22 protein-coding genes are annotated in these 20808 nt (G+C 58.0%); 12 read left to right on the top strand and 10 right to left on the bottom strand.

Annotated elements, in window-relative coordinates:
* Nucleotides 1–16 precede the first annotated feature (16 nt).
* Both uvrC and uvrY read right to left on the bottom strand, forming a co-directional pair.
* A complete protein-coding gene (uvrC, locus tag OXR61_RS03750; protein WP_021508276.1) occupies nucleotides 17–1849 on the bottom strand; it encodes an excinuclease ABC subunit UvrC in 1833 nt (610 codons plus the stop codon).
* Complete coding sequence (gene uvrY / locus OXR61_RS03755; RefSeq protein WP_021508277.1) at nucleotides 1842–2501, bottom strand: UvrY/SirA/GacA family response regulator transcription factor; 660 nt, start codon at nucleotides 2499–2501, stop codon at nucleotides 1842–1844. Before uvrY ends, uvrC begins: the two co-directional genes overlap by 8 nt.
* Before the next feature lie 433 nt (nucleotides 2502–2934).
* On the opposite strand from uvrY, the gene OXR61_RS03760 reads away from it, so the two are divergent.
* Entirely contained in the window at nucleotides 2935–3162 is a 228-nt protein-coding gene (locus OXR61_RS03760) for a DUF2594 family protein (RefSeq protein WP_010616664.1), read from the top strand.
* Nucleotides 3163–3193: 31 nt separating this feature from the next.
* Here OXR61_RS03760 and OXR61_RS03765 read toward each other — a convergent pair whose 3' ends face one another.
* Together OXR61_RS03765 and sdiA are read right to left on the bottom strand one after the other, a co-directional pair.
* A complete protein-coding gene (locus OXR61_RS03765) occupies nucleotides 3194–3805 on the bottom strand; it encodes an acyl-homoserine-lactone synthase (RefSeq protein WP_031279842.1) in 612 nt (203 codons plus the stop codon).
* A 124-nt stretch (nucleotides 3806–3929) separates the two neighbouring features.
* Nucleotides 3930–4652, bottom strand: coding sequence for a transcriptional regulator SdiA (gene sdiA, locus OXR61_RS03770; RefSeq protein WP_021508278.1), 723 nt, complete (start codon nucleotides 4650–4652; stop codon nucleotides 3930–3932).
* Nucleotides 4653–5191: 539 nt separating this feature from the next.
* Between sdiA and OXR61_RS03775 the strand changes: the two genes are divergently transcribed.
* Nucleotides 5192–5866, top strand: a complete 675-nt coding sequence (locus OXR61_RS03775) for a DUF4396 domain-containing protein (protein WP_021508279.1) — start codon at nucleotides 5192–5194, stop codon at nucleotides 5864–5866.
* 1 nt (nucleotide 5867) lies between these two features.
* Here OXR61_RS03775 and OXR61_RS03780 read toward each other — a convergent pair whose 3' ends face one another.
* Nucleotides 5868–6566, bottom strand: a complete 699-nt coding sequence (locus OXR61_RS03780) for an extensin family protein (RefSeq protein WP_031279843.1) — start codon at nucleotides 6564–6566, stop codon at nucleotides 5868–5870.
* A gap of 286 nt (nucleotides 6567–6852) precedes the next feature.
* On the opposite strand from OXR61_RS03780, the gene cycA reads away from it, so the two are divergent.
* Nucleotides 6853–8244, top strand: coding sequence for a D-serine/D-alanine/glycine transporter (cycA, locus tag OXR61_RS03785; protein ID WP_021508281.1), 1392 nt, complete (start codon nucleotides 6853–6855; stop codon nucleotides 8242–8244).
* A gap of 41 nt (nucleotides 8245–8285) precedes the next feature.
* Here cycA and OXR61_RS03790 read toward each other — a convergent pair whose 3' ends face one another.
* Nucleotides 8286–9260, bottom strand: coding sequence for a metal-dependent hydrolase (locus OXR61_RS03790; protein WP_021508282.1), 975 nt, complete (start codon nucleotides 9258–9260; stop codon nucleotides 8286–8288).
* Between the two features lie 25 nt (nucleotides 9261–9285).
* Nucleotides 9286–9921: an HTH-type transcriptional regulator RutR gene (gene rutR, locus OXR61_RS03795; RefSeq protein ID WP_031279844.1), complete on the bottom strand. Its 636-nt coding sequence runs from the start codon at nucleotides 9919–9921 to the stop codon at nucleotides 9286–9288.
* Between the two features lie 308 nt (nucleotides 9922–10229).
* Here rutR and rutA point away from each other — a divergent pair, with 308 nt between their 5' ends.
* The 6 genes from rutA to rutG are packed head-to-tail and all read left to right on the top strand — an operon-like array spanning nucleotide 10230 to nucleotide 15176.
* Nucleotides 10230–11321 carry a pyrimidine utilization protein A gene (gene rutA / locus OXR61_RS03800; RefSeq protein ID WP_021508284.1) on the top strand — a complete coding sequence of 364 codons (1092 nt, stop codon included), beginning with the start codon at nucleotides 10230–10232 and terminating at the stop codon, nucleotides 11319–11321.
* The gene (rutB, locus tag OXR61_RS03805) at nucleotides 11321–12031 is read left to right on the top strand and encodes a pyrimidine utilization protein B (RefSeq protein WP_021508285.1); all 711 of its coding nucleotides are present in this window, start codon (nucleotides 11321–11323) and stop codon (nucleotides 12029–12031) included. Before rutA ends, rutB begins: the two co-directional genes overlap by 1 nt.
* Before the next feature lie 42 nt (nucleotides 12032–12073).
* Nucleotides 12074–12469, top strand: coding sequence for a pyrimidine utilization protein C (rutC, locus tag OXR61_RS03810; RefSeq protein WP_021508286.1), 396 nt, complete (start codon nucleotides 12074–12076; stop codon nucleotides 12467–12469).
* Nucleotides 12469–13269, top strand: coding sequence for a pyrimidine utilization protein D (rutD, locus tag OXR61_RS03815; protein WP_021508287.1), 801 nt, complete (start codon nucleotides 12469–12471; stop codon nucleotides 13267–13269). Before rutC ends, rutD begins: the two co-directional genes overlap by 1 nt.
* Nucleotides 13270–13307: 38 nt before the next feature.
* On the top strand, nucleotides 13308–13805 hold the full coding sequence (gene rutF, locus OXR61_RS03820; RefSeq protein WP_031279845.1) for an NADH-dependent FMN reductase RutF: 498 nt from the start codon (nucleotides 13308–13310) through the stop codon (nucleotides 13803–13805).
* Nucleotides 13806–13850: 45 nt separating this feature from the next.
* The gene (rutG, locus tag OXR61_RS03825; protein ID WP_021508289.1) at nucleotides 13851–15176 is read left to right on the top strand and encodes a pyrimidine utilization transport protein G; all 1326 of its coding nucleotides are present in this window, start codon (nucleotides 13851–13853) and stop codon (nucleotides 15174–15176) included.
* On the opposite strand, the gene OXR61_RS03830 is transcribed toward rutG, so the two are convergent.
* Together OXR61_RS03830 and OXR61_RS03835 are read right to left on the bottom strand one after the other, a co-directional pair.
* The gene (locus tag OXR61_RS03830; RefSeq protein WP_021508290.1) at nucleotides 15173–16087 is read right to left on the bottom strand and encodes a DMT family transporter; all 915 of its coding nucleotides are present in this window, start codon (nucleotides 16085–16087) and stop codon (nucleotides 15173–15175) included. The genes rutG and OXR61_RS03830 overlap by 4 nt on opposite strands.
* A gap of 110 nt (nucleotides 16088–16197) precedes the next feature.
* The gene (locus OXR61_RS03835) at nucleotides 16198–16362 is read right to left on the bottom strand and encodes a general stress protein (RefSeq protein WP_010616548.1); all 165 of its coding nucleotides are present in this window, start codon (nucleotides 16360–16362) and stop codon (nucleotides 16198–16200) included.
* A gap of 312 nt (nucleotides 16363–16674) precedes the next feature.
* On the opposite strand from OXR61_RS03835, the gene wrbA reads away from it, so the two are divergent.
* Genes wrbA through OXR61_RS03850 form a run of 3 tightly spaced genes read left to right on the top strand, consistent with a single transcriptional unit; the run spans nucleotide 16675 to nucleotide 18952 of the window.
* The gene (gene wrbA / locus OXR61_RS03840; RefSeq protein WP_021508291.1) at nucleotides 16675–17274 is read left to right on the top strand and encodes an NAD(P)H:quinone oxidoreductase; all 600 of its coding nucleotides are present in this window, start codon (nucleotides 16675–16677) and stop codon (nucleotides 17272–17274) included.
* A gap of 20 nt (nucleotides 17275–17294) precedes the next feature.
* Nucleotides 17295–17525 (top strand): YccJ family protein, encoded by a 231-nt coding sequence (locus tag OXR61_RS03845; RefSeq protein ID WP_021508292.1) that lies wholly within the window; start codon nucleotides 17295–17297, stop codon nucleotides 17523–17525.
* 53 nt (nucleotides 17526–17578) lie between these two features.
* Nucleotides 17579–18952 (top strand): NAD-dependent succinate-semialdehyde dehydrogenase, encoded by a 1374-nt coding sequence (locus tag OXR61_RS03850; protein ID WP_058775396.1) that lies wholly within the window; start codon nucleotides 17579–17581, stop codon nucleotides 18950–18952.
* Between the two features lie 119 nt (nucleotides 18953–19071).
* Here the strand turns inward: OXR61_RS03850 and agp are convergent, their stop codons facing one another.
* The gene (gene agp / locus OXR61_RS03855; protein ID WP_021508294.1) at nucleotides 19072–20694 is read right to left on the bottom strand and encodes a bifunctional glucose-1-phosphatase/inositol phosphatase; all 1623 of its coding nucleotides are present in this window, start codon (nucleotides 20692–20694) and stop codon (nucleotides 19072–19074) included.
* Between the last annotated feature and the right edge of the window lie 114 nt (nucleotides 20695–20808).

Here is a 20808-nt window from a genome sequence, read left to right on the forward strand (position 1 = left end):
CCACCCTGTTTCAATGTTAGTGTTTCAGCGAGTAGTAGATTTTTTCCGCCAGGGCGAAGGAGATACCCGGTACTTTAGCGATCTCATCGACGCTGGCATTCATCAGCGGTTGCAGGCCGCCCATGTACTTCAGCAGCTGCTGACGCCGTTTGGGTCCGACGCCTTCAATGCTCTCAAGCGCGCTGGTGTTCTTCACTTTAGCGCGTTTTTTCCGGTGGCCCGAAATTGCATGATTGTGAGCGTCGTCACGAATGTGCTGGATAACATGCAGCGCCGGCGAGTCCGGCGGCAGCGAAACGCCCTCGCCTTCCGCCGCAAAGAACAGCGTTTCCAGGCCGGCTTTACGGTCGCTGCCTTTTGCCACGCCGAGCAGAATCGGCCGGTTTTTATCCCATGGCACATCCAGTTCCGCAAACACCTGCTGCGCCTGTGCCAGCTGCCCTTTACCGCCATCGATCAGGATCACATCCGGGATCTTTTCCGGTTCCAGCGCCTTGCCGTAACGACGGCGCAGCACCTGATTCATCGCCGCATAGTCATCACCTGGGGTAATTCCTTCAATGTTGTAGCGGCGATAGTCAGCGCGCAGCGGGCCGTCACGGTTGAACACCACGCAGGACGCGATGGTCTGTTCGCCCATAGTGTGGCTGATGTCGAAACACTCCATGCGGTTAATCTGCTCCAGTTTGAGGAACGCCGCCAGCGCCGCCAGACGCTGCTGGATGGTCGAGTGCTGCGCCAGCCGCGTCGTCAGCGCCGTGGCGGCATTGGTGCGTGCCAGCTTCAGGTAGCGCGCGCGATCGCCGCGCGGTTTGCTCTGAATGCTGACCTTACGCCCGGCCAGTTCGCTCAGCGACGCCGCCAGCAGCTCCCGCTCAGGAAGATTGAAGTCCAGCAGGATGTCCGCCGGTAAGGTACGCGCTTCGCTGCCCTGCAGATAGAACTGCCCGACAAACGTCTGCACTACTTCGGTAAGTTCCGTGTCCGCCGGCACTTTCGGGAAATAGCTGCGGCTGCCCAGCACTTTGCCCTGCCGGATAAACAGCACGTGCAGACAGGCCATGCCGGCGTCATAGGCCACGCCCATCACGTCGAGATCATCGCCCTGATTGGAGACGAACTGTTTCTCTGTAATCCGCCGCACCGCCTGAATCTGGTCCCGCAGGCGCGCCGCCTCTTCGAAGCGCAGGCCCACGCTGGCCTGTTCCATACGCTGCACCAGCTGATTAATTACCTGATCGTCTTTACCGGCCAGAAACAGCCGCACATAGTCGGTTTGCTGCGCATATTCCTCTTCGCTCACCAGGCCGGCGACGCAGGGGCCGAGGCAACGGCCAATCTGATACTGCAGGCACGGACGCGAGCGGTTGCGGTAGACGCTGTTCTCGCACTGGCGAATCGGAAACACCTTTTGCAGCAGCGCCAGGGTTTCACGCACCGCATAGCCGTTGGGAAACGGACCAAAGTATTCGCCTTTGGCGTGTTTGGCACCGCGGTGCATCGCCAGGCGCGGATGCGGATCGCCGCTAAGGAAAATATAGGGGTACGACTTATCATCGCGCAGCAGCACGTTGTAGCGCGGCTGATACAACTTGATGTAGTTGTGCTCCAGCAGCAGCGCTTCGGTCTCCGTATGGGTGACCGTGACATCAATATTATGGATGTTGCTGACCAGCACTTCGGTCTTGCGGCTCCCCACCTGCGTGCGGAAATAGCTGCTCAGGCGTTTTTTAAGGTCTTTGGCTTTACCAACATAGATCACCGTGCCTGTCGCGTCATACATGCGGTAGACGCCGGGCTGACTGGTCACGGTGCTGAGAAAGGCTTTAGGATTGAAAACGTCACTCACTACTGATTAACGGCTCCGCATTGAACAGGCCATGGCGTATGGCCAGATGCGTTAACTCTACGTCACCACTGATGTTCAACTTGCTGAACATGCGATAGCGATAGCTATTAACGGTTTTCGGGCTCAGGTTAAGCTGCTCGGAAATCTCCGTCACCTTTTGCCCTCGGGTAATCATCAGCATAATCTGCAATTCCCTTTCCGACAAACAGCTGAACGGTGATTCGGCGCGCTGCGGCTCAATCTGGCTCAGCGCCATCTGCTGAGCGATATCAGAGGCGATGTAACGCTGACCGGCGTGCACCGAGCGAATGGCGCTGACCACTTCCTGCGGCGCCGCCCCTTTGCTGAGATAACCTGCCGCACCGGCCTGCATGACTTTCGCTGGCAGGGGATTTTCGGTGTGGATAGTCAGCATGATGATGCGGATATCCGGATTGAAGCGCACGATTTTGCGCGTCGCCTCCAGTCCGCCAATACCGGGCATGTTCATGTCCATCAGCACCACATCCACAGGATGAGTGCGGCACCATTTTACCGCATCCTCACCACAGGCCACTTCCCCGGCAATCACCAGTCCCTTCATATCTTCCAGTATGCGACGAATACCGGCGCGTACCAGTTCATGGTCATCAACAAGAAGCAGGCTGATCAACGGGACGTACTCCGCAGGTTAGTGGGGGAAAATATATTTCAGGGGCGTTATCTTACCGGGTTTCGCGTGGAAAGAACATCAGGGGCGCCAGATAAATCTCAAAACCAATGACCCATGTCAAATAGCAGGCAGCGGTGATTGTTTTTTTTAGCTGATGCAATACCATACTGGAATAAAATTGTTAAAATGTGACTAATATCATTAAGTTATAATTTATAACCCGCCTTCGCTTCTTCCCGCCGGCAGCACCTAAAAATAATCTTTCCGTGGAAGTTTTTTGCGCACAAAAAATAACGAACGGCGCAATTAATTAACCGTCTGCGCGCGGGTCGATGATGTGGCCTAAATTCTTCCATCAAGCGTATGATATACTCTGTTTTTTATGCACGGGAAGAATGTGTGCGCACAAGGTCATTCCACAAAGGAGATAATGATGAGTGATGAAGATTTCGTAACATCGCGCGATACCCAGGCGCTGGCGGATGAAGTCGCCTGCCTGAAAATGATGGTGACGCTGATCCTGAAAGGTATGGGCCAGGCTGATGCCGGTAAGGTGATCATCAACATGGAGCGCTACGTTCAGTCCGCGCTGGCCGATAAACCGCAGGCCGAAGTGTTCAGCAACACCATCCGCCAGATTAAAACCGCCTACCGTCAGTAAGCGGCGTGCCCTGCGCATCCTGCGCGGGGCGTTAGCTGTGTGACTGCCAGTTGACCGACACGCCCAGCGAGGGCAGCACTTCTTCCGGACTGAAGCGACGCGTGCCGCGATACTTCTCCGCCAGCGCCGGCTGCTGCACCGGAATACGAATGGCAAACAGATTGTCTTCTGACTGAATCAGTCCCGGCGAGAGCGGCTCGTACACCACCTGATGCTGCTCAAACATTTTCTCCAGCATCGGCGTGGCCGAACTGATCAAATACTCCATCCCGCTCAGCTCAGCCAGCTGTACCGAATGCCATAAGATGTTCAGCGGCAGTTCGGCATCGACTTCAAGGCGGGCCGAATAGCGCGACATTTCCCACACTTTTTGCTGATCAAAAGGCAGCACCATGCCTTCCGGCACTTCCGGCTCGTGCCACGGTAACAGACGTGCGCAGCCACAAATGCCCTGACGCGCAGTCCAGGCAATCAGCCAGGTGACATCGGAACGATCGAAGCGATCGTACTCCTGTCCCGGCGTGCTGAGTCGCGGCGGAATTGACCAGCCCTCGCCACGCGCAAAGACGCTGTAACGATAGGTGCCCAACTCGGCCAGCAAAGAGGACGGCATATCCTTTAGCTGTGTTTGAATTATTTTCATCATGCGCCCCTGACATCCCCATGTTTGCAATGATTTATTAAGCGCCAGCCTGGCGGAGTTTCCGGCGCAGGGTAGACAACTGACTGCGGCTTAGGAACTACTAAAATTAGTAGTTGCCTTTTCGCTATATCAGGCCGATGGCTGCGGCATAACAGGCAATCTGCGTTTTATTGGAAACATTAAAACGCTTTTGCATATTCTTTTGGTGAAAATTTACCGTGTGTTCAGAAATAGCCAGAATAAGGGAAATTTCGGCTGAGGTTTTCCCCTCCGCTGTCCATTTCAATATTTCCAGCTCGCGCTGACTAAAATCATTCGATAGCACCACCATTGAGCCGTCATTCAGACGGTCCAGCACACGCAAACTCAGTTCCGCCAGGAAGTGCAGTTGCACCTCCAGCTCAACGCGTCTGTGCTGGGTCTGGCTGGGTTGTTGCGATGCTATAGATAATATACCAATGGCACGATTTAGTGCCATTGCCGAGCATGAAAAGCCACTTACCAGCCCTGCTGCATTGGCTTCTGCCCATAAATTGCCTGCGCCGGTAAATAAATCACGCGTCCACTCCACGCCGCGACCGGGCTGCTGGCAGAGCATTAACACCGGATCCACCGCATAGTAATTTTCACTTTCGTAGCGTTTCACCCAGCTCTGCGGATAGGTGCTAAAGAGAAAAATACGCGGTCGGGTAAAAGGCACCGGATGCTGTACCAAAAAGGCAAAAGCATCAAATCCAAGGGCCTCAACATGTTTTTGCAGCAGCGATTTCAATTGCAGCACTTCGGAAAGCGCCTGAAATTCTTTTTCAGTTTCGCCTCGCCAGACGAAATAATTATCGATGGTCATTATTGCCCTGGCGCTGTTTCACGCCTTATTCATAACAGGATATCTGTGCCGATTAATGTAAAAAATAAATTAACCAGAGAAAAAATATTGATTGAAACCAGAGCGGCATTGCGGGTAAAAAGTGATAACTACCTTGTTGTCAATATGTTACCCAAATGAGAAATTAAACTATGGTGCGTTTGCCAGCGGCACCATCAGGATGATAAGTCGTGCGAATCAGAATAAGATTTTTCTGAAGAATTTTCAATCGTCCTGTTGATTAAACGCCAGACTTCGCAGATAAAACATTCGCCTCATCATTAATCGCTATTATCTTTGCCATTCCCCTTTTTTATACCGCCCGTCATAATCTTCCTGCTGATTAAGTCCGCAGCGCGGCTTAATTCCAGTTATTTCTGCAGTGTTTCCCTGCAGTGCCCCTGTGGCAGACATTTCCGGCACCGTCTTTTCCAGCTACGCTTTAGCAGAGGCGCAAGGTGGCAGGCACCAGCATAGCTCCGCAGGCTGGCGCGATTTCAGCAAACTGAGTGGGACTGACTATGTTAAACCAGCTGGCATTACCCTTTCTGGTCGTGGGCGTGTGTACCGCCCTGATGATTGCTAAAGATCTGTTGCGTCACCCGCATCCGCTGGCGGTCATGAATATCATCTGGCCGCTCACCGGGCTGTACATGCCGTTTTTCGGCTGGCTGGCATGGTGGTATCTCGGGCGTAAACCGTCACGTCAGCGAAAACTGGCGCTGCTGCTGCCATCCGGATTAACCGGTTATGCCAGCTGGCAAACCATTTTTATTTCCACCTCGCTCTCTGCCGCCGCCTGTATATTCGGCGACATCATCACCCTGCCAATAGTCACTCTGCTCAAGCATTTTGCAATTAGCCCCGCGCTGTGGTTACAGGCGGTTATTTGCGTGATAATTTCGTTACTGGCGGGATTATTTTTTCAGTTTCTGGCCATTCGCCAGCGGGAACAACTTTCTATTGTCCGTACGTTATTATTAGCGCTGAAAACAGAAACCTTTCCGCTGCTGATTTATCAAACGGGAATCTTTATCTTTATGACGCTGGCCCTAAAATATGTGCTTAATCAACAGCTCAATCCCCTGCTCAGCGCCTTCTGGTTTATGTTACAGCTGGCGATGCTCACCGGATTTATTTTCTCCTGGCCGGCAAATCATTTCCTCATCAAACGCGGATTAAACCCGGCGGTGTAGTTTAGCGACAAAAGCCTGCGCCGCGCATGCCAAGGTGGAAATGGCTGGCATGCGCCGCATTGTAATCCGGCCCCAGCGCATTACCGAAGCTGGCACAGCCGTTGCGCCATAACGCGTGCAAACCGGCAGCGGCCTGCGGCGGTTGCTGCCAGTTTTTGCCTACCTGTAGCCAGCGCCCGTCCGCCAGCTGAAACCCCGTGATGTCCCACGCCTCCGCCGTCGCGTGTTCACTGCGGCGTCCTTCCTGGCGGTGATAAATATTGCGGCAGGCGTAACTGCCAACGTGCGCGATGCGGCGCAGCGGCGAGCTAATGCCGGCCTGCTGCAGCGCCGCATTGCTGCGCGTAACATACAGCGTGCTGGCCACCGCCATTGGACAGCTGGCAAGAAAACTGCTGCTCAGCGTGACCTCACCGAAGCGGCTGATGCGCAGCGGCTGATCAATCGGACAATCGCCCTGCAGCGGCGGCACCTCACGGAAACTGACTCTGCCCTGCGCACTGGCCGCGCGCATCACCGCCAGACACGCGGCCGGATCGCTGCTCAGCCGCTGCAGCTTATAGCGCGTCATCCAGCCCGGCGGATCGGTAACCTGGAGCGGTATAAACGGATTCCACTGTGGCGGCAGATGCGTTTTCAGCCAGGGTAAACTCCACCAGCCGCACAGGGCCAGCAGCACTATCGCGAGCAAAGCGCGCACGCTGCCTCACTTTTTCCGGGTTCATCGAAATGACAAGTGTAGAACCCTGCGCAGCGCTGCGTGGTGCAAGCGGCTCATTTGCAGAACATTTACGCAAAATGACGGCACGGCGCGCCATGTAAATATTTACTGACACGGTAAAGCACGCAAAAGGGCACAAAGGTTTAAAAACCATTACCGAGAGTGGCCGGCTTTCCTCTATCTTATGCCCTCTTGCCCTGTGCAACAGCACGTTATTCAACAGCCAGCAGAGCTGACACAACATCAAGACAGGAAAGATATTTTTATGGTTGATCAATCTAAAGCGGCGCCCATTGAGGCCGAACAGCCGGAAAAACTCCGGCGCAACCTGCATAACCGTCACATCCAGCTTATCGCTATCGGCGGTGCCATTGGCACCGGTCTGTTCATGGGCTCCGGTAAAACCATCAGCCTGGCGGGTCCGTCGATCATCTTCGTCTATATGATCATCGGTTTTATGCTGTTCTTTGTGATGCGCGCCATGGGTGAGCTGCTGCTCTCCAACCTTGAGTACAAATCCTTCAGCGACTTTGCCGCCGATCTGCTCGGTCCGTGGGCCGGTTATTTCACCGGCTGGACTTACTGGTTCTGCTGGGTGGTGACCGGCATCGCCGACGTGGTGGCGATCAGCGCCTATTTCCAGCTGTGGTTCCCGGACTTCTCGATCTGGATGAGCGCGCTGCTGTGCGTGTTTGTTTTCCTTGCCCTGAACATCGCCACGGTGAAACTGTTTGGCGAGATGGAGTTCTGGTTCGCCATTATCAAAATTGTCGCCATCGTGGCGTTAATCATCACCGGGATTGTGCTGGTCAGCCTGCACTACCCTTCGCCGAACGGGAGCCACGCGGCGCTGAGCAACATCTGGGATCATGGCGGCATGTTCCCGAAAGGGCTGAGCGGTTTCTTTGCCGGCTTCCAGATTGCGGTGTTTGCCTTTGTCGGCATTGAACTGGTGGGCACGGCGGCGGCGGAGACCAAAGATCCGCATAAAGTTCTGCCGCGTGCCATCAACGCGATCCCGCTGCGCATCATCATGTTTTACGTGCTGGCGCTGCTGGTGATCATGGCGGTGACGCCGTGGAACCAGGTCATGCCGGATCGCAGTCCGTTCGTTGAAATGTTTGTGCTGATTGGCCTGCCGGCCGCTGCCAGCATCGTTAACTTTGTGGTGCTGACCTCCGCGGCCTCCTCAGCCAACAGCGGCATCTTCTCCACCAGCCGCATGCTATATGGCCTGGCGGAACAGGGCGTAGCGCATAAAGCGTTTGGTCGCCTCTCGGCGCGCGCGGTGCCAACCACCGGCCTGTTCTTCTCCTGCCTGTGTCTGCTGGCGGGTGTGGCGTTGATCTACCTGATTCCGGATGTGATGACGGTCTTCACCATGGTGACCACGGTCTCGGCGATTCTGTTTATGTTTGTCTGGACCATTATCCTGTGCAGCTATCTGGCCTATCGCAAACAGCATCCGCAGCGTCATGCGGCGTCACGCTTCAAAATGCCACTCGGCAAGCTGATGTGCTGGGTGTGCATGGCTTTCTTTGCCTTTGTGCTGGTGCTGCTGACCCTGCAGGAAGATACCCGCCAGGCGCTGATGGTGACGCCACTGTGGTTTGTGGTGCTGACCATGGGCTGGCTGCTACGCCGGCGTAAAGCCTGATTCACGTAAACTAAAAGGCCCGGTTATCCGGGCCTTTTTCGTTATAAGCGTTCTGTGAATTTGTGCCACGCCTGCGCCAGCGACGGCCGCAGCGAATCTTCCCGCTGTGGTGCTGCTGCCGGCGCTGCGGCGGGACCGAGATTAAAGGTAAAGGTGTAATCCGGCTCTTCCCCCATGCGCAAATCCACGATCAGCGTGTCATTGCCCTGCTGGCGCATGGCATAAAATCCATGGCTGAACCACGCAACGCGTTCGGCGTGCCACTGGCCTTTAAACGGGGCAAAAAGCGCGGGATGGCGATCGTACCAGCGGATCTGTAAGGGACGATCGGGCGACAGCAGCGACCACCAGGCTTCCCCGTAACGCTGCGGCGTGATAATTACCGTGCGCCACACCAGCGTGTTGAACGCGGTGGGCGTCACCAGCAGTTGCTGCGGCTGCACGGCCTGCTGCGTCAGCTGGTGCTCAATATGCCGGGTAGCGACACTCTGCGCCACCATGCTCCAGCCCAGGTACAGCGTACTGATGAGCAATCCGGCCTGATTCCAGCGCAGCCCGCACGCATCCCGCCGCCACAGTGCGACGATCAGGGCGATCAGCAGCGGCAGCGTGTAGAGCGGATCGATGATGAACATGCTGCCGATGGCGAACGGGTAATCGGTCAGCGGCAGCCCGAGCTGCGTGCCGTACACCGTGGTCAGGTCCAGCAGCGGATGCGTGATCAATGCCAGCCAGATGGCGAGGCACCAGGCGCGCCAGTGCTGCCGGCTGCGCGTCGCGCCAGCCACCAGCCAGCCAATAAACGGCGTCACCAGCGTCAGCCACAGCAGCGCGTGGCTCTCGGTGCGGTGCAGCGTCATGTTGCGGATGGCATCGCCGTGGTCGATAAACACGTCGAGGTCCGGCAGCGTGCCCGCGACCGCCCCCGCCAGCGCCGCCTGCCACAGCGGCACGCGTTTGCCCATTACGGCCACGGTCACCGCCGCGCCCAGCGTTAGTTGTGATAGCGAATCCATGCACTCTCCTGGTCAGCCACGGGGATCAGCGCACGCGGATCCCTTCAATGATCATGCGCTGAACGTTATCCAGCGTCTGGGCAAAAAATTCCGCATCGTTTAGCGTCTGGCCGGTGATGGCTTCCACCTGGGACGCGAAATCAGCGTAGTGCTGCGTGGTCGCCCACAGCAGAAAGAACAGATGCTGCGGCTGCACGCCGGCAATACGCCCTTCGGCGATCCACTGTTCGATAATCGCCGCTTTGTCATCCACCAGCGCTTTTAAATCCCCCGCCAGCTCGCCCTTCAGCAGCGGCGCGCCCTGCAGCATCTCCAGACAGAACAGGCGCGATGCCTGCGGGTGGTCACGCGACACTTCCAGCTTGAGACGAATATAGTTGCGGATGGCCACCAGCGGATCCTGGTCATGACGCAGCGCACGCAGCGGCGCCAGCCACACATCAAGAATCTCTTTCAGTACCGCCACATACAGCACTTCTTTTGACGGATAGTAGTAAAGCAGGTTGGTTTTTGAGACGTCCGCGCGCTCAGCCACCTTATCCAGACTGGTGCCGTGAATGCCAAACTGTGAGAAGAAGGCCAATGCCGCTTCCAGAATAGCTGCCCGTTTCGCCGCAACGGCCCGCGATCGGCGTCCTGGCTTTTTTTCATCGCTTTTCACACTGTTACCTCTTCCATCCTGCGAAATCGCATCATAACAAACGCCCTGTTTCCTGCCTAATGCTGTGCCCTGCACCTTTTTCGCTCAGGTGACGCATGAAAAACGTGCAATTTGTTTTGACCAGATGGTCTGTTTTGGACCAGTCACTCAGGATTCATTACGTCGCCAATTTTAACTGATTGTTATGTATCACTTTTAAAATTGTGGCACAGGCTTTGCAATTTTGTGATCGAGCGCCGCCCGCAGGATGCGTGCAGGAAGCAACGCAGCGCGTGAAGCAATCCATGTTCAATGCAGAGAGGTTTCACATGAAAATTGGCGTTTTCGTTCCGATTGGCAACAATGGCTGGCTGATCTCCACGCATGCCCCGCAATACAAGCCGACCTTTGAGCTCAACAAAGCGATTGTGCTCAAGGCTGAGCACTATCACTTCGACTTTGCCCTGTCGATGATTAAGCTGCGCGGCTTCGGCGGCAAAACCGAATTCTGGGACCACAACCTGGAGTCCTTCACCCTGATGGCCGGGCTGGCCGCGGTGACCTCACGCATTGAAATCTACGCCACCGCCGCCACCCTGACGCTGCCGCCCGCCATCGTGGCGCGCATGGCCGCCACCATCGACTCCATCTCGGGCGGCCGCTTCGGCGTCAATCTGGTGACCGGCTGGCAGAAGCCGGAGTATGAGCAGATGGGGCTGTGGCCGGGCGATGAATATTTTGCCAGCCGCTACAACTACCTGACGGAGTACGTCACGGTGCTGCGCGACCTGTGGGGCACTGGCCAGAGCGACTTCAAAGGTGAGTTCTTCACCATGAACGACTGTCGCGTCAGTCCGCAGCCGCAGAAGCCGATGAAGGTGATTTGCGCCGGTCAAAGTGATGCCGGCATGGCCTTTTCGGCGCAATACGCTGATTACAACTTCTGCTTCGGCAAGGGCGTCAATACCCCGACCGCCTTTGCACCCACTGCCGCACGCATGAAACATGCCGCGGACAAAACCGGGCGCGACGTCGGTTCCTACGTGCTGTTTATGATTATCGCCGCCGAAAGCGACGAAGCCGCGCGCGCCAAATGGGAACACTACAAAGCCGGTGCTGACGAGGAAGCCCTCGCCTGGCTCACCACGCAGAGCCAGCAGGACACCAAATCCGGCAGCGACACCAATGTGCGCCAGATGGCCGATCCGACCTCTGCCGTCAACATCAATATGGGCACGCTGGTCGGTTCTTATGCCAGCGTGGCACGCATGCTGGATGAAGTGGCGCTGGTGGAAGGCACCGAAGGCGTGCTGCTGACCTTTGATGATTTCCTGCAGGGCATTGAAGATTTTGGTGAACGTATCCAGCCGCTGATGGCGTGCCGCCGCGCGCTGATTGACGCCCACAAGGAGGTTGCATAATGAACACCGTCGTTTGTGCCCACAGCACCAGCCAGCCTGCTGTCATTCTGCCGGCGCGCCCGGAAGCCATCGCCCTGCCACCGGCGCAAAGCGCGCTGATTGTGGTGGATATGCAGAACGCCTACGCCAGCAAGGGCGGCTATCTCGATCTGGCCGGGTTTGATGTCTCCGCCACGCAGCCGGTTATCGCCCGGATTCATCAGGCGGTCACCGCCGCCCGCGCGGCGGGAATGCAGATCATCTGGTTCCAGAACGGCTGGGATAATCAGTATGTCGAAGCCGGTGACGCCGGTTCGCCTAATTTCCATAAATCCAACGCGCTGAAAACCATGCGTCAGCGGCCGGAGCTGCAAGGCACGCTGCTGGCAAAAGGCGGCTGGGATTATGCGCTGGTGGATGAACTGGTGCCACAAGCCGGCGATATTGTGCTGCCCAAACCGCGCTACAGCGGCTTTTTCAACACGCCGCTCGACAGCATGCTGCGCAGCCGCGGTATTCGTCATCTGGTGTTTACCGGCATTGCCACCAACGTCTGCGTGGAATCGACGCTGCGCGACGGCTTTTTCCTCGAGTATTTCGGCGTGGTGCTGGCCGATGCCACCCATCAGGCCGGACCGTCGTTTGCTCAGCAGGCGGCGCTGTTCAACATTGAAACCTTTTTTGGCTGGGTCAGCGATACCGACACCTTCTGCGAGGCGCTGAAGTCATAACCGCCGTTTCACCTGCACGCTTAATAATAAGGACTCTGAGTCATGCCTAAAACAGTGATTATTCCTCCCGGCACCACGACGCCGATCGCTCCGTTTGTACCCGGCACCTTAGCCGATGGCGTGGTGTACGTTTCCGGTACGCTGCCGTTCGATGCCGACAACAACGTGGTGCACGTCGGGGATGCGGCGGCGCAAACCCGCCACGTGCTGGAAACCATCAAAAAAGTGATCGAGACCGCCGGTGGCAGCCTGCAGGACGTCACTTTCAACTCGATTTTCATCACCGACTGGAGCAACTACGCGGCGGTAAACCAGGTATATGCCGACTATTTCCCCGGCGACAAACCGGCGCGCTTCTGTATTCAGTGCGGTCTGGTGAAACCCGATGCGCTGATTGAAATCGCCAGCGTGGCACACATTGGCCGGCAGGAGGCGTAATGCATCTGGACATTCAGGGATTAAGCGCGCCCGACGCGCCGACGCTGGTACTGTCGTCCGGGCTGGGCGGCGTGGCCGCTTTCTGGCAACCGCAGCTGGCGGCACTGACGCCGCACTATCGCGTGGTGACCTACGATCAGCGCGGCACCGGTCGCAGCCCCGATACGCTGCCGGAAGGTTACAGCATGGCGATGATGGCAGCGGAACTGGCCGACGCGCTGGCGGAGCACGGCATCGAACAGTATGACATCGTGGGCCATGCGCTTGGCGGGCTGATTGGCCTGCAGCTGGCGCTTGATTATCCGCAGCGCGTCGGACGCGTAGTGGTGATCAACGGCTGGCTGGCGCTGGATGCCCACACCGAACGCTGCTTCCAGGTGCGTCAGGATCTGCTGCTCAACGTTGGTGTGGAAGCGTTTGTGCGCGCGCAGCCGCTGTTTCTTTACCCGGCCGAATGGCTGGCACGCCATCAGTCACGCATCAGCGCGGAGGATGTGCATCACGTGGCGCATTTCCAGGGCATGGAGAACCTGCTACGGCGTCTGCACGCGCTGAAATCGGCCGATTTCCGTCCGCACGCCTCGCGAATCACCCAGCCGGTGCTGGCGATATGCAGTCAGGATGACCTGCTGGTGCCGTGGAGCTGCTCGCCGCAGCTGGCGCAGGCGCTGCCCAACGGCAGCCTGATTGAGATGCCGTGGGGCGGCCATGCCATGAGCGTGACCGATGCCGACAACTTTAATGCGCTGCTGCTGCGCTGGCTGGCGGACACCGCCACGCCGGCTCGCCGCGCCAGCTAATCACGGAGCCGATGATGAGCGTACATGAACTGCCTCTGTTGTCTGAGGTGAGCCAGCAGGCTTTCCGCGATGCCATGTCTGGCCTGGGCGCGGCGGTCAATATCATCACCACCGACGGTCCCGCCGGACGCGCCGGTTTTACCGCCACCGCGGTGTGCAGCGTCAGTGATACGCCGCCGACGCTGCTGGTTTGCCTCAATCGCAACGCGTCGGTGTGGCCCCTCTTCCGCGATAATGGCGTGCTGTGCGTGAACACGCTGGCCGCCGGGCAGGAGTCATTGTCGACGCTGTTTGGCGGCAAAACCCCGATGACCGAACGTTTCGCCGCCGCCCGCTGGCACACGCAGCGCAGCGGCGCACCGCTGCTGCAGGGGGCGCTGATGGCGTTCGACTGCACAATCACGCAGGTCGTCAGCGTGGCGACACACGACATTCTGTTTTGCAACGTGATGGCGCTGGAGCGCCATGATGCCCAGCCCGGTCTGATGTGGTTTGACCGTCGCTACCATGCCCTTTCACGGCAGGACGCCCGCTAACGCCGCACCGTGCGGCCCGGTTCGACCACTACCCTGGAGAAGACGATGGCGAGTTCCTGGTTCCCCCGCTGGCAGAAAAAGTCAGCCATGAGCGATAACGGGCTGATTGCCCCCGACGAAACTCTGCCGCTTGGGCAGACGTTCGTGCTGGGCCTGCAGCATGCGGTAGCAATGTTTGGCGCAACGGTGCTGATGCCGCTGCTGATGGGGCTGGATCCCAACCTGGCGATTCTGGTTTCCGGTATCGGCACCCTGCTGTTCTTTGTCATTACCGGTGGTCGCGTGCCGAGTTATCTCGGATCGAGCGCCGCGTTTGTCGGCGTGGTGATCGCCATTACCGGCTTCAACGGTCAGGGGCTCAATCCCAACCTGGCGCTGGCGCTGGGCGGCGTTATTGCCTGCGGCGCGCTCTACACGCTGATTGGCCTGGTGGTGATGAAAGTCGGTACCGGCTGGATTGAACGGCTGATGCCACCGGTGGTAACCGGTGCGGTAGTGATGGCCATCGGCCTTAACCTGGCACCGATTGCGGTGCACAGCGTCTCCGCCTCGATGTTTGATAGCTGGATGGCGGTGATGACGGTGCTGTGCATCGGGCTGGTGGCGGTATTTACCCGCGGCATGGTGCAGCGGCTGCTGATTCTGGTCGGACTGATTGTCGCCTGGGCGCTGTACGCCCTGCTGACCAATGTGATGGGCTTCGGCAAGCCGGTAGATTTCAGCCGCGTGGCCAGCGCCGCATGGTTTGGTCTGCCGCACACCACCGCGCCGGTATTTGATATGCAGGCAATCGTGATGATCGCACCGGTGGCGATTATTCTGGTGGCGGAGAACCTCGGCCATATTAAAGCGGTGGCGGGCATGACCGGGCGCAATCTCGATCCGTGGATGGGACGCGCGTTCGTCGGCGACGGCCTGGCAACCATGCTGTCCGGCTCCATCGGCGGCAGCGGCGTCACCACCTATGCCGAAAACATTGGCGTGATGGCGGTGACCAAAGTCTACTCCACGCTGGCGTTTGTCGCCGCGGCGCTGATTGCGCTGGTGCTGGGCTTTTCGCCTAAGTTCGGCGCGCTCATCCACACCATTCCCGGCCCGGTAATTGGCGGCGCTTCAATTGTTGTGTTTGGCTTAATCGCTGTGGCCGGCGCACGTATCTGGGTGCAAAACCATGTCGATTTTAGCCAGAACAGCAATCTGATTATGGTGGCCACCACGCTGGTGCTCGGTGCCGGGGATTTTGCGCTGAAGATTGGCAGCTTTACCCTCGGCGGCATCGGCACGGCCACCTTCGGCGCCATCATCCTCAACGCAATTCTGCAGCGACGCGGTGCCGCGCTGACCCAGCCGGCGGCGCGCCCGCAGCCTTAAGGCTTCTGCGGTGCCTGCTCCGGCACCGCTTTTTTGCGCCGCAGGCGCAGTTCACTGACAATCACCCCGCAGACAATCAGTGCGCCGCCCAGCAGCGCCGCGGCCGGTAACCGTTCGCCGGCAATGCGTCCGACCACACCGGCCCACACCGGCTCGCCGGCATAAATCACCGTGGCGCGCGTCGGCGAGACGCTGCGCTGCGCCCAGTTCATGGTGACCTGAATCAGCGCGCTGGCCGCGCCTAGGCCCAGCGCGCTGAACAGCAGCGGCGCCGATAGCGTGGGTAAAGATTCGCCGTTGGGCAGCATCAGCACGAAGGCGCAGGCCGAGGCCACCAGCAGCTGTACCAGCGTTACGCGGCGCACATCGACCTGCCCGGCGTAGCGGCTGATAAGAATGATCTCGGCGGCAATGGCGAGGGTGCTGAGCAGCGTGGCGATCTCACCGGCATTCAGCGTCAGGCTGCCATCCTGCGGACCCGCCACCAGCACCAGACCAGTGAACGCCAGCAAAATGCCCAGCCACGCCATCAGGCCCGGCGGCCGGCGCAGAAACAGCCATTGCAACAGCGGCACCACCGGCACGTAAAGTGCCGTCAGAAACGCCGACTGGCTGCTGGAAATGGTTTGCATACCCCAGGTTTGCAATCCGTAACCGCCGGCAATCGCCACGCCAATCAGCGCACCCGCTTTGATTTCCAGCCAGGTAATGTGACGCAAATAGCGACGAAAGAAAAAGGCCAGCAGCAGCGAGGCGGTAGCAAAACGCAGCCCGACAAAAAAGAATGGCCCCGAGTGCGCCATGGCGCGATGCACCACCAGAAAGGTGCCACCCCAGACCATCGTGATAAAAATAAGTACCAGCTCCTGACGCGTAATACGCAGGCTGAGGCGGGAAGTGGAAGCAGACATAACGCACCAGAATAGAGGACTGGCGCACATTTTTGCTGATTAGCCGGGCAAATTGCAATCATTGTAACCGCCGGGCGTACCCGGCGGCCGGGGATACCGTCACAGACGCACTATTTTTTCGCGCGGCTGCGTCCCCCCTTTTCACCTGCTTCGGCAGCACGCTGCGGATCATTTCTGAAATTCCCGCCGCTGTTTTTACCGCCTTTTCGACCCGCTTCCGCGGCCCTTTCGCGATCTTCCGCGAAGTTGCCTGATCCTCCACGATGTTGAGCCATCATTTCCTCCAGGTATTGAGCATAGGTGGTGAAGACATTTCACTGCGCTAACAGTGTCAGGTCAGGTGCGCACTATCTCGCCACACCCGCTTAAAGCATAGCCAATGGATGCGCACAATCAGGCACATATTCATACTTTGCAACAGATAAACCGCTTAGTATCGTTTTTATGTCGAGATATTCAGCTGAAAAACAAGCGGTTATCGGCAGAAGTCGCAGCGCGATCTCCGTGACTGTTCAATGGCTGACCAGCATAGCGCGCAGCCTCTTCTATACTTCTTTCTGTTCCTTACACCACAGGATGAAAACACGATGGCAAAAATTCTGGTGCTTTATTACTCCATGTATGGACATATCGAAACCATGGCTAACGCGGTGGCGGACGGTGCGAAGAGCGTGAGCGGTGCCGAAGTCACCATTCTGCGCGTGCCGGAAAGTATGGATGCCGAACGGTTTGCTCAGGTCGGCGGGAAGGTTAATCAGCCGGCGGCGGAAGCCAAACCGGACGATCTGCCGCAGTACGATGCCATCATCGTTGGCACCCCGACGCGCTTCGGCAACATGTCCGGTCAGATGCGTAATTTCTGGGACCGCACCGGCGGCCTGTGGGCCTCTGGCGCGCTGTACGGCAAGATTGCCAGCGTGTTTGCGTCTACCGGCACTGGCGGCGGTCAGGAGCAGACTATCACCTCGGTGTGGACCACCCTGGCACATCACGGCATGGTGATTGTGCCCATCGGCTACGGCACCAAAGAGCTGTTTGATATTTCGCAGGTGCGTGGCGGTACGCCGTATGGCGCAACCACGCTGGCGGGCGGTGACGGATCGCGCCAGCCCTCGGCGGAAGAACTGGAAATTGCCCGTTATCAGGGCCAATACGTCGCCGGTCTGGCGGTAAAACTGAAAGGATAAATTCCCAACAGGAGAGAGTTATGGCAACAGAACAGTTTAAAGCTCACCACGTGGGCGAATGGGCGACCTTACGTCACACTTCACCGGAAATCGCTGAAGCAATTTTCGAAGTGGCGAATTATGACGAACGGCTTGCCGAAGAGATCTGGCGCCAGCAAGGCAGCGATGAGGTGTTGTTCCGCGCGTTTGAGAAAACCGACCAGGACGTCCTGACGTGGGACGATAAGCCGGTCGAACGTAAAAACATCTGAAGCACAGGCGGGCATGTCCCGCCTTCTCATTTTTTAGCCGTCAGGGAGCCTTTATGTCAGCCTATCAAAGCATTAATCCGGCCAATAATCAGCTGCTGAAAACCTGGCCATCACACGATGACAGCTACGCGCAGCAGGCGCTGCATACCGCCGATGCGCTCTACCATTCGCCGTGGAGCAAAGGCGATATTCAGCCGCGCCTGCAGGTGCTGCAGCGTCTGGCAGAGTTGATCGATCAGCGCAGCGAAGAGCTGGCCACCATTGCCAGCAAAGAGATGGGTAAGCTGATTGGCCAGAGCCGCGGCGAAGTGAAAATCTGCGCCAGCATCGCGCGCTATTATGCCGAACACGCGGCAAGGCTGTTACAGGCCCAGCCCTATCCCAGCGATGTCGGTGATGCCTGGCTCGAATACCATCCGATTGGCGTGGTGGTGGCCGTCGAGCCGTGGAATTTTCCCTATTATCAGCTGATGCGCGTGCTGGCACCGAACCTGGCACTGGGCAATCCGGTGCTGGCGAAACATGCCAATATTGTGCCGCACTGCGCCGACGTGTTTGAAAAGCTGGTGCTGGAAGCCGGTGCGCCGCAGGGCGCGTGGACCAATCTGTTTATCTCTAACCAGCAGGTGGCCGATCTGATTGCCGATCCGCGCGTGCAGGGTGTGGCGCTCACCGGTTCAGAGCGCGCTGGCAGCGCGGTGGCCGAGCAGGCCGGTAAGCACCTGAAAAAATCCACGCTCGAGCTGGGTGGTAACGATGTGTTTGTGGTGCTGGACGATGCCGACATTGATGAAGCGGTGCGCCAGGGGGCGCAGGCGCGGCTCAGCAACTGCGGTCAGGTATGTACCGCGGCCAAGCGCTTTATTCTGCATGAAAAGATTGCCGATCGCTTTATGGCTAAGTTTAGCGCGGCGCTGCAATCCGCTACGCCCGGCGATCCGTTAGATGAAAAAACCACGCTGGGGCCGCTGTCATCACAGGATGCACGTGACCGGCTGGTGAAACAGGTGGACGAGGCGGTGGCGCATGGCGCCCGCGTGGAGTGCGGCGGACGCGTAATCGACGGCGTCGGCTGCTACTACCAGCCAACAATCCTGACCGGCCTGACGCCGGATAACCCGGCTTATTATCAGGAGTTTTTCGGCCCGGTGGCGCAGGTGTATGTGGTGGCGGACGATCGTGCTGCCGTGGCGCTGGCTAACGATTCGCACTACGGTTTAGGCGGTTCCGTGTGGACGCGGGATATTGCGCGCGGACGCAACATGGCTTCGCAGATTGAGACCGGCATGGTGTTTATTAATTCGCAGAGCGATACCGCGGCTGAGCTGCCGTTCGGCGGCGTGAAGCGTTCCGGCTATGGCCGTGAACTGTCCGATCTCGGACTGAAGGAGTTTGCTAACCAGAAACTGGTCGTGGTAGCCGGTTAAGCGGCATGAAACCACCGTTGAACTGAACGGTGGTTTTTTCGATTGACTGCGGTGTGCGCGTCAATGCGCAGCCGGTAACACACAGCAGGGTCGCCGTGCATGGCGACCCTGCTGGCGTTTTAGTTGCTGGCCGCTGCCGGCTGTTGCGCGGGTTTAGCGTCCGCCTCCGGCTTCGCCGGCGCTGCCTCAGCCTGCGCTTTCTGCGCCGCTGCGGCATCGGCTTTCGCCTTCTCCTCTGCGGCCTTCTGAGCGCTGGCCTTCTCAGCTTTGGCTTTGTCGTCCGCCGCTTTTTGCGCCGCGGCCTTGTCCGCCTTCACTTTTTCCTCAGCGGCTTTGGCGTCAGCGGCTTTCTGCGCTGCAGCTTTATCAGCCGCGGCTTTGTCAGCCGCCGCTTTATCTGCGCTGGCCTGATCCGCTTTGGCCTGTGCGTCATCGCTGGCTGCCGGCGCGGCAGCAGGCTGTGCGGCCGGTGCCGGTGCGGCTGGCTGCAGCGGTGTACCCTGCAGCGCGTTGTTCAGCGCGCTGGTGAACTGATCCCAGCTGCAGTAGCCGTTGGCGTCAGTGTCACACCCCGCCAGCTGCAGCGTAACGCGCTTCGGTGGGTTCTTCAGGCTCAGCACATCGGCATTACGCAGCTGATCCGCCGTCTGATAGACATACTCCACTTTCAGCAGATCTTTATTGTTCTTCGCATCGTGCCAGCGTTCAAACACCACCTGGCCGCCAATCGGGGTTTTCTCGTCGTTACCCGGCAGCTCGTATGGCTTAACCTGCAGCGCGCTGAGCAATGACGCGATATTCGAATCGTGTCCGACCATCAGCGTGACTTTTGGCGCGGTGGCTTTGTCCTGATCGACCAGCTGACTGCGGATGTAATCCACCAGCGGGGCGGCAACGTCACGCGCCACTTCAGGCGCGGTAAACAGCGCATCCTGATAGCCATTCTTGATCGCCGCCAGCTCTTTCCACTGTTCAGGCGTTTTGATTTGTCCCCAGGCAACCTGATCCGCCGGGAAACCTTCGTAATATTGCAGCGTAAAGGCGTCGACCAGCGAGTTACCCACTTTCAGCGGGCCATTGACGCCGGGCTCTTTGCCGTTTTCCGCGCTAAAGGTGTTGTCGCCGCTGCTTAGGTCGCACTGTTTCTTGCCGTTACAGGCCGGAGCTGATTTGTAATCGACGATTTTTTCCAGCCGCTGGAAGGCCGGCTTCAGCGCCAGCTTCTCATTGGCTGCGGTCATCGCCGCCAGCGCTTTCTTGTTAAACGCTTCGCTGCCATCGGTGATTACCGGATTAAAGATTGGGTCCATAGTGCCCATCGCATCCTGATGGGTGACAGCGATATCGCAGCCCGGGAAAGCCCCGGTGACGAAATACTGCGCCGTTGCGACGGTGCGCTGCAGGCTGTTGGCATAGACAAAGATGTTGCTGCTGTCCGGACAGGTGCCGTTCTGTACCAGCCCCTGCTGGGCCAGCCACTGACGGGTGTAGTTACCCATGTAGACTTCCAGCACGCCGCCTTTGGTGGTCAGTTCACCGCCGGGCACATCCCACTGCGGCCAGCTTTTTTTCGTCGCCTGCTCCAGCACGCTGCCGTTGTTGGCCAGCGGGGCACGCAGGTTGTGACGACTCAGCATCAGGACCTGCTGCAGTTGCATGTCGCCATCCGCGGCGTAAGCGCTCATACCCATCGGCAGCGCCGCGATCACTGACAGCGCGCAAAGACTCAGTTTCTTGATCATTGTGCCTATTCCATAATTCATCAGGGAAACACTCTGGCATTCAAGCGATTAGCTCGCCAAAGAGCGAATTACCGCACAGTGTAACCCAGCTTGCCTGAGAAAATCGCCAGATGT

This window comes from Pantoea sp. GM_Pan_4 (assembly GCF_026541005.1).
Classification (GTDB): domain Bacteria; phylum Pseudomonadota; class Gammaproteobacteria; order Enterobacterales; family Enterobacteriaceae; genus Pantoea; species Pantoea dispersa.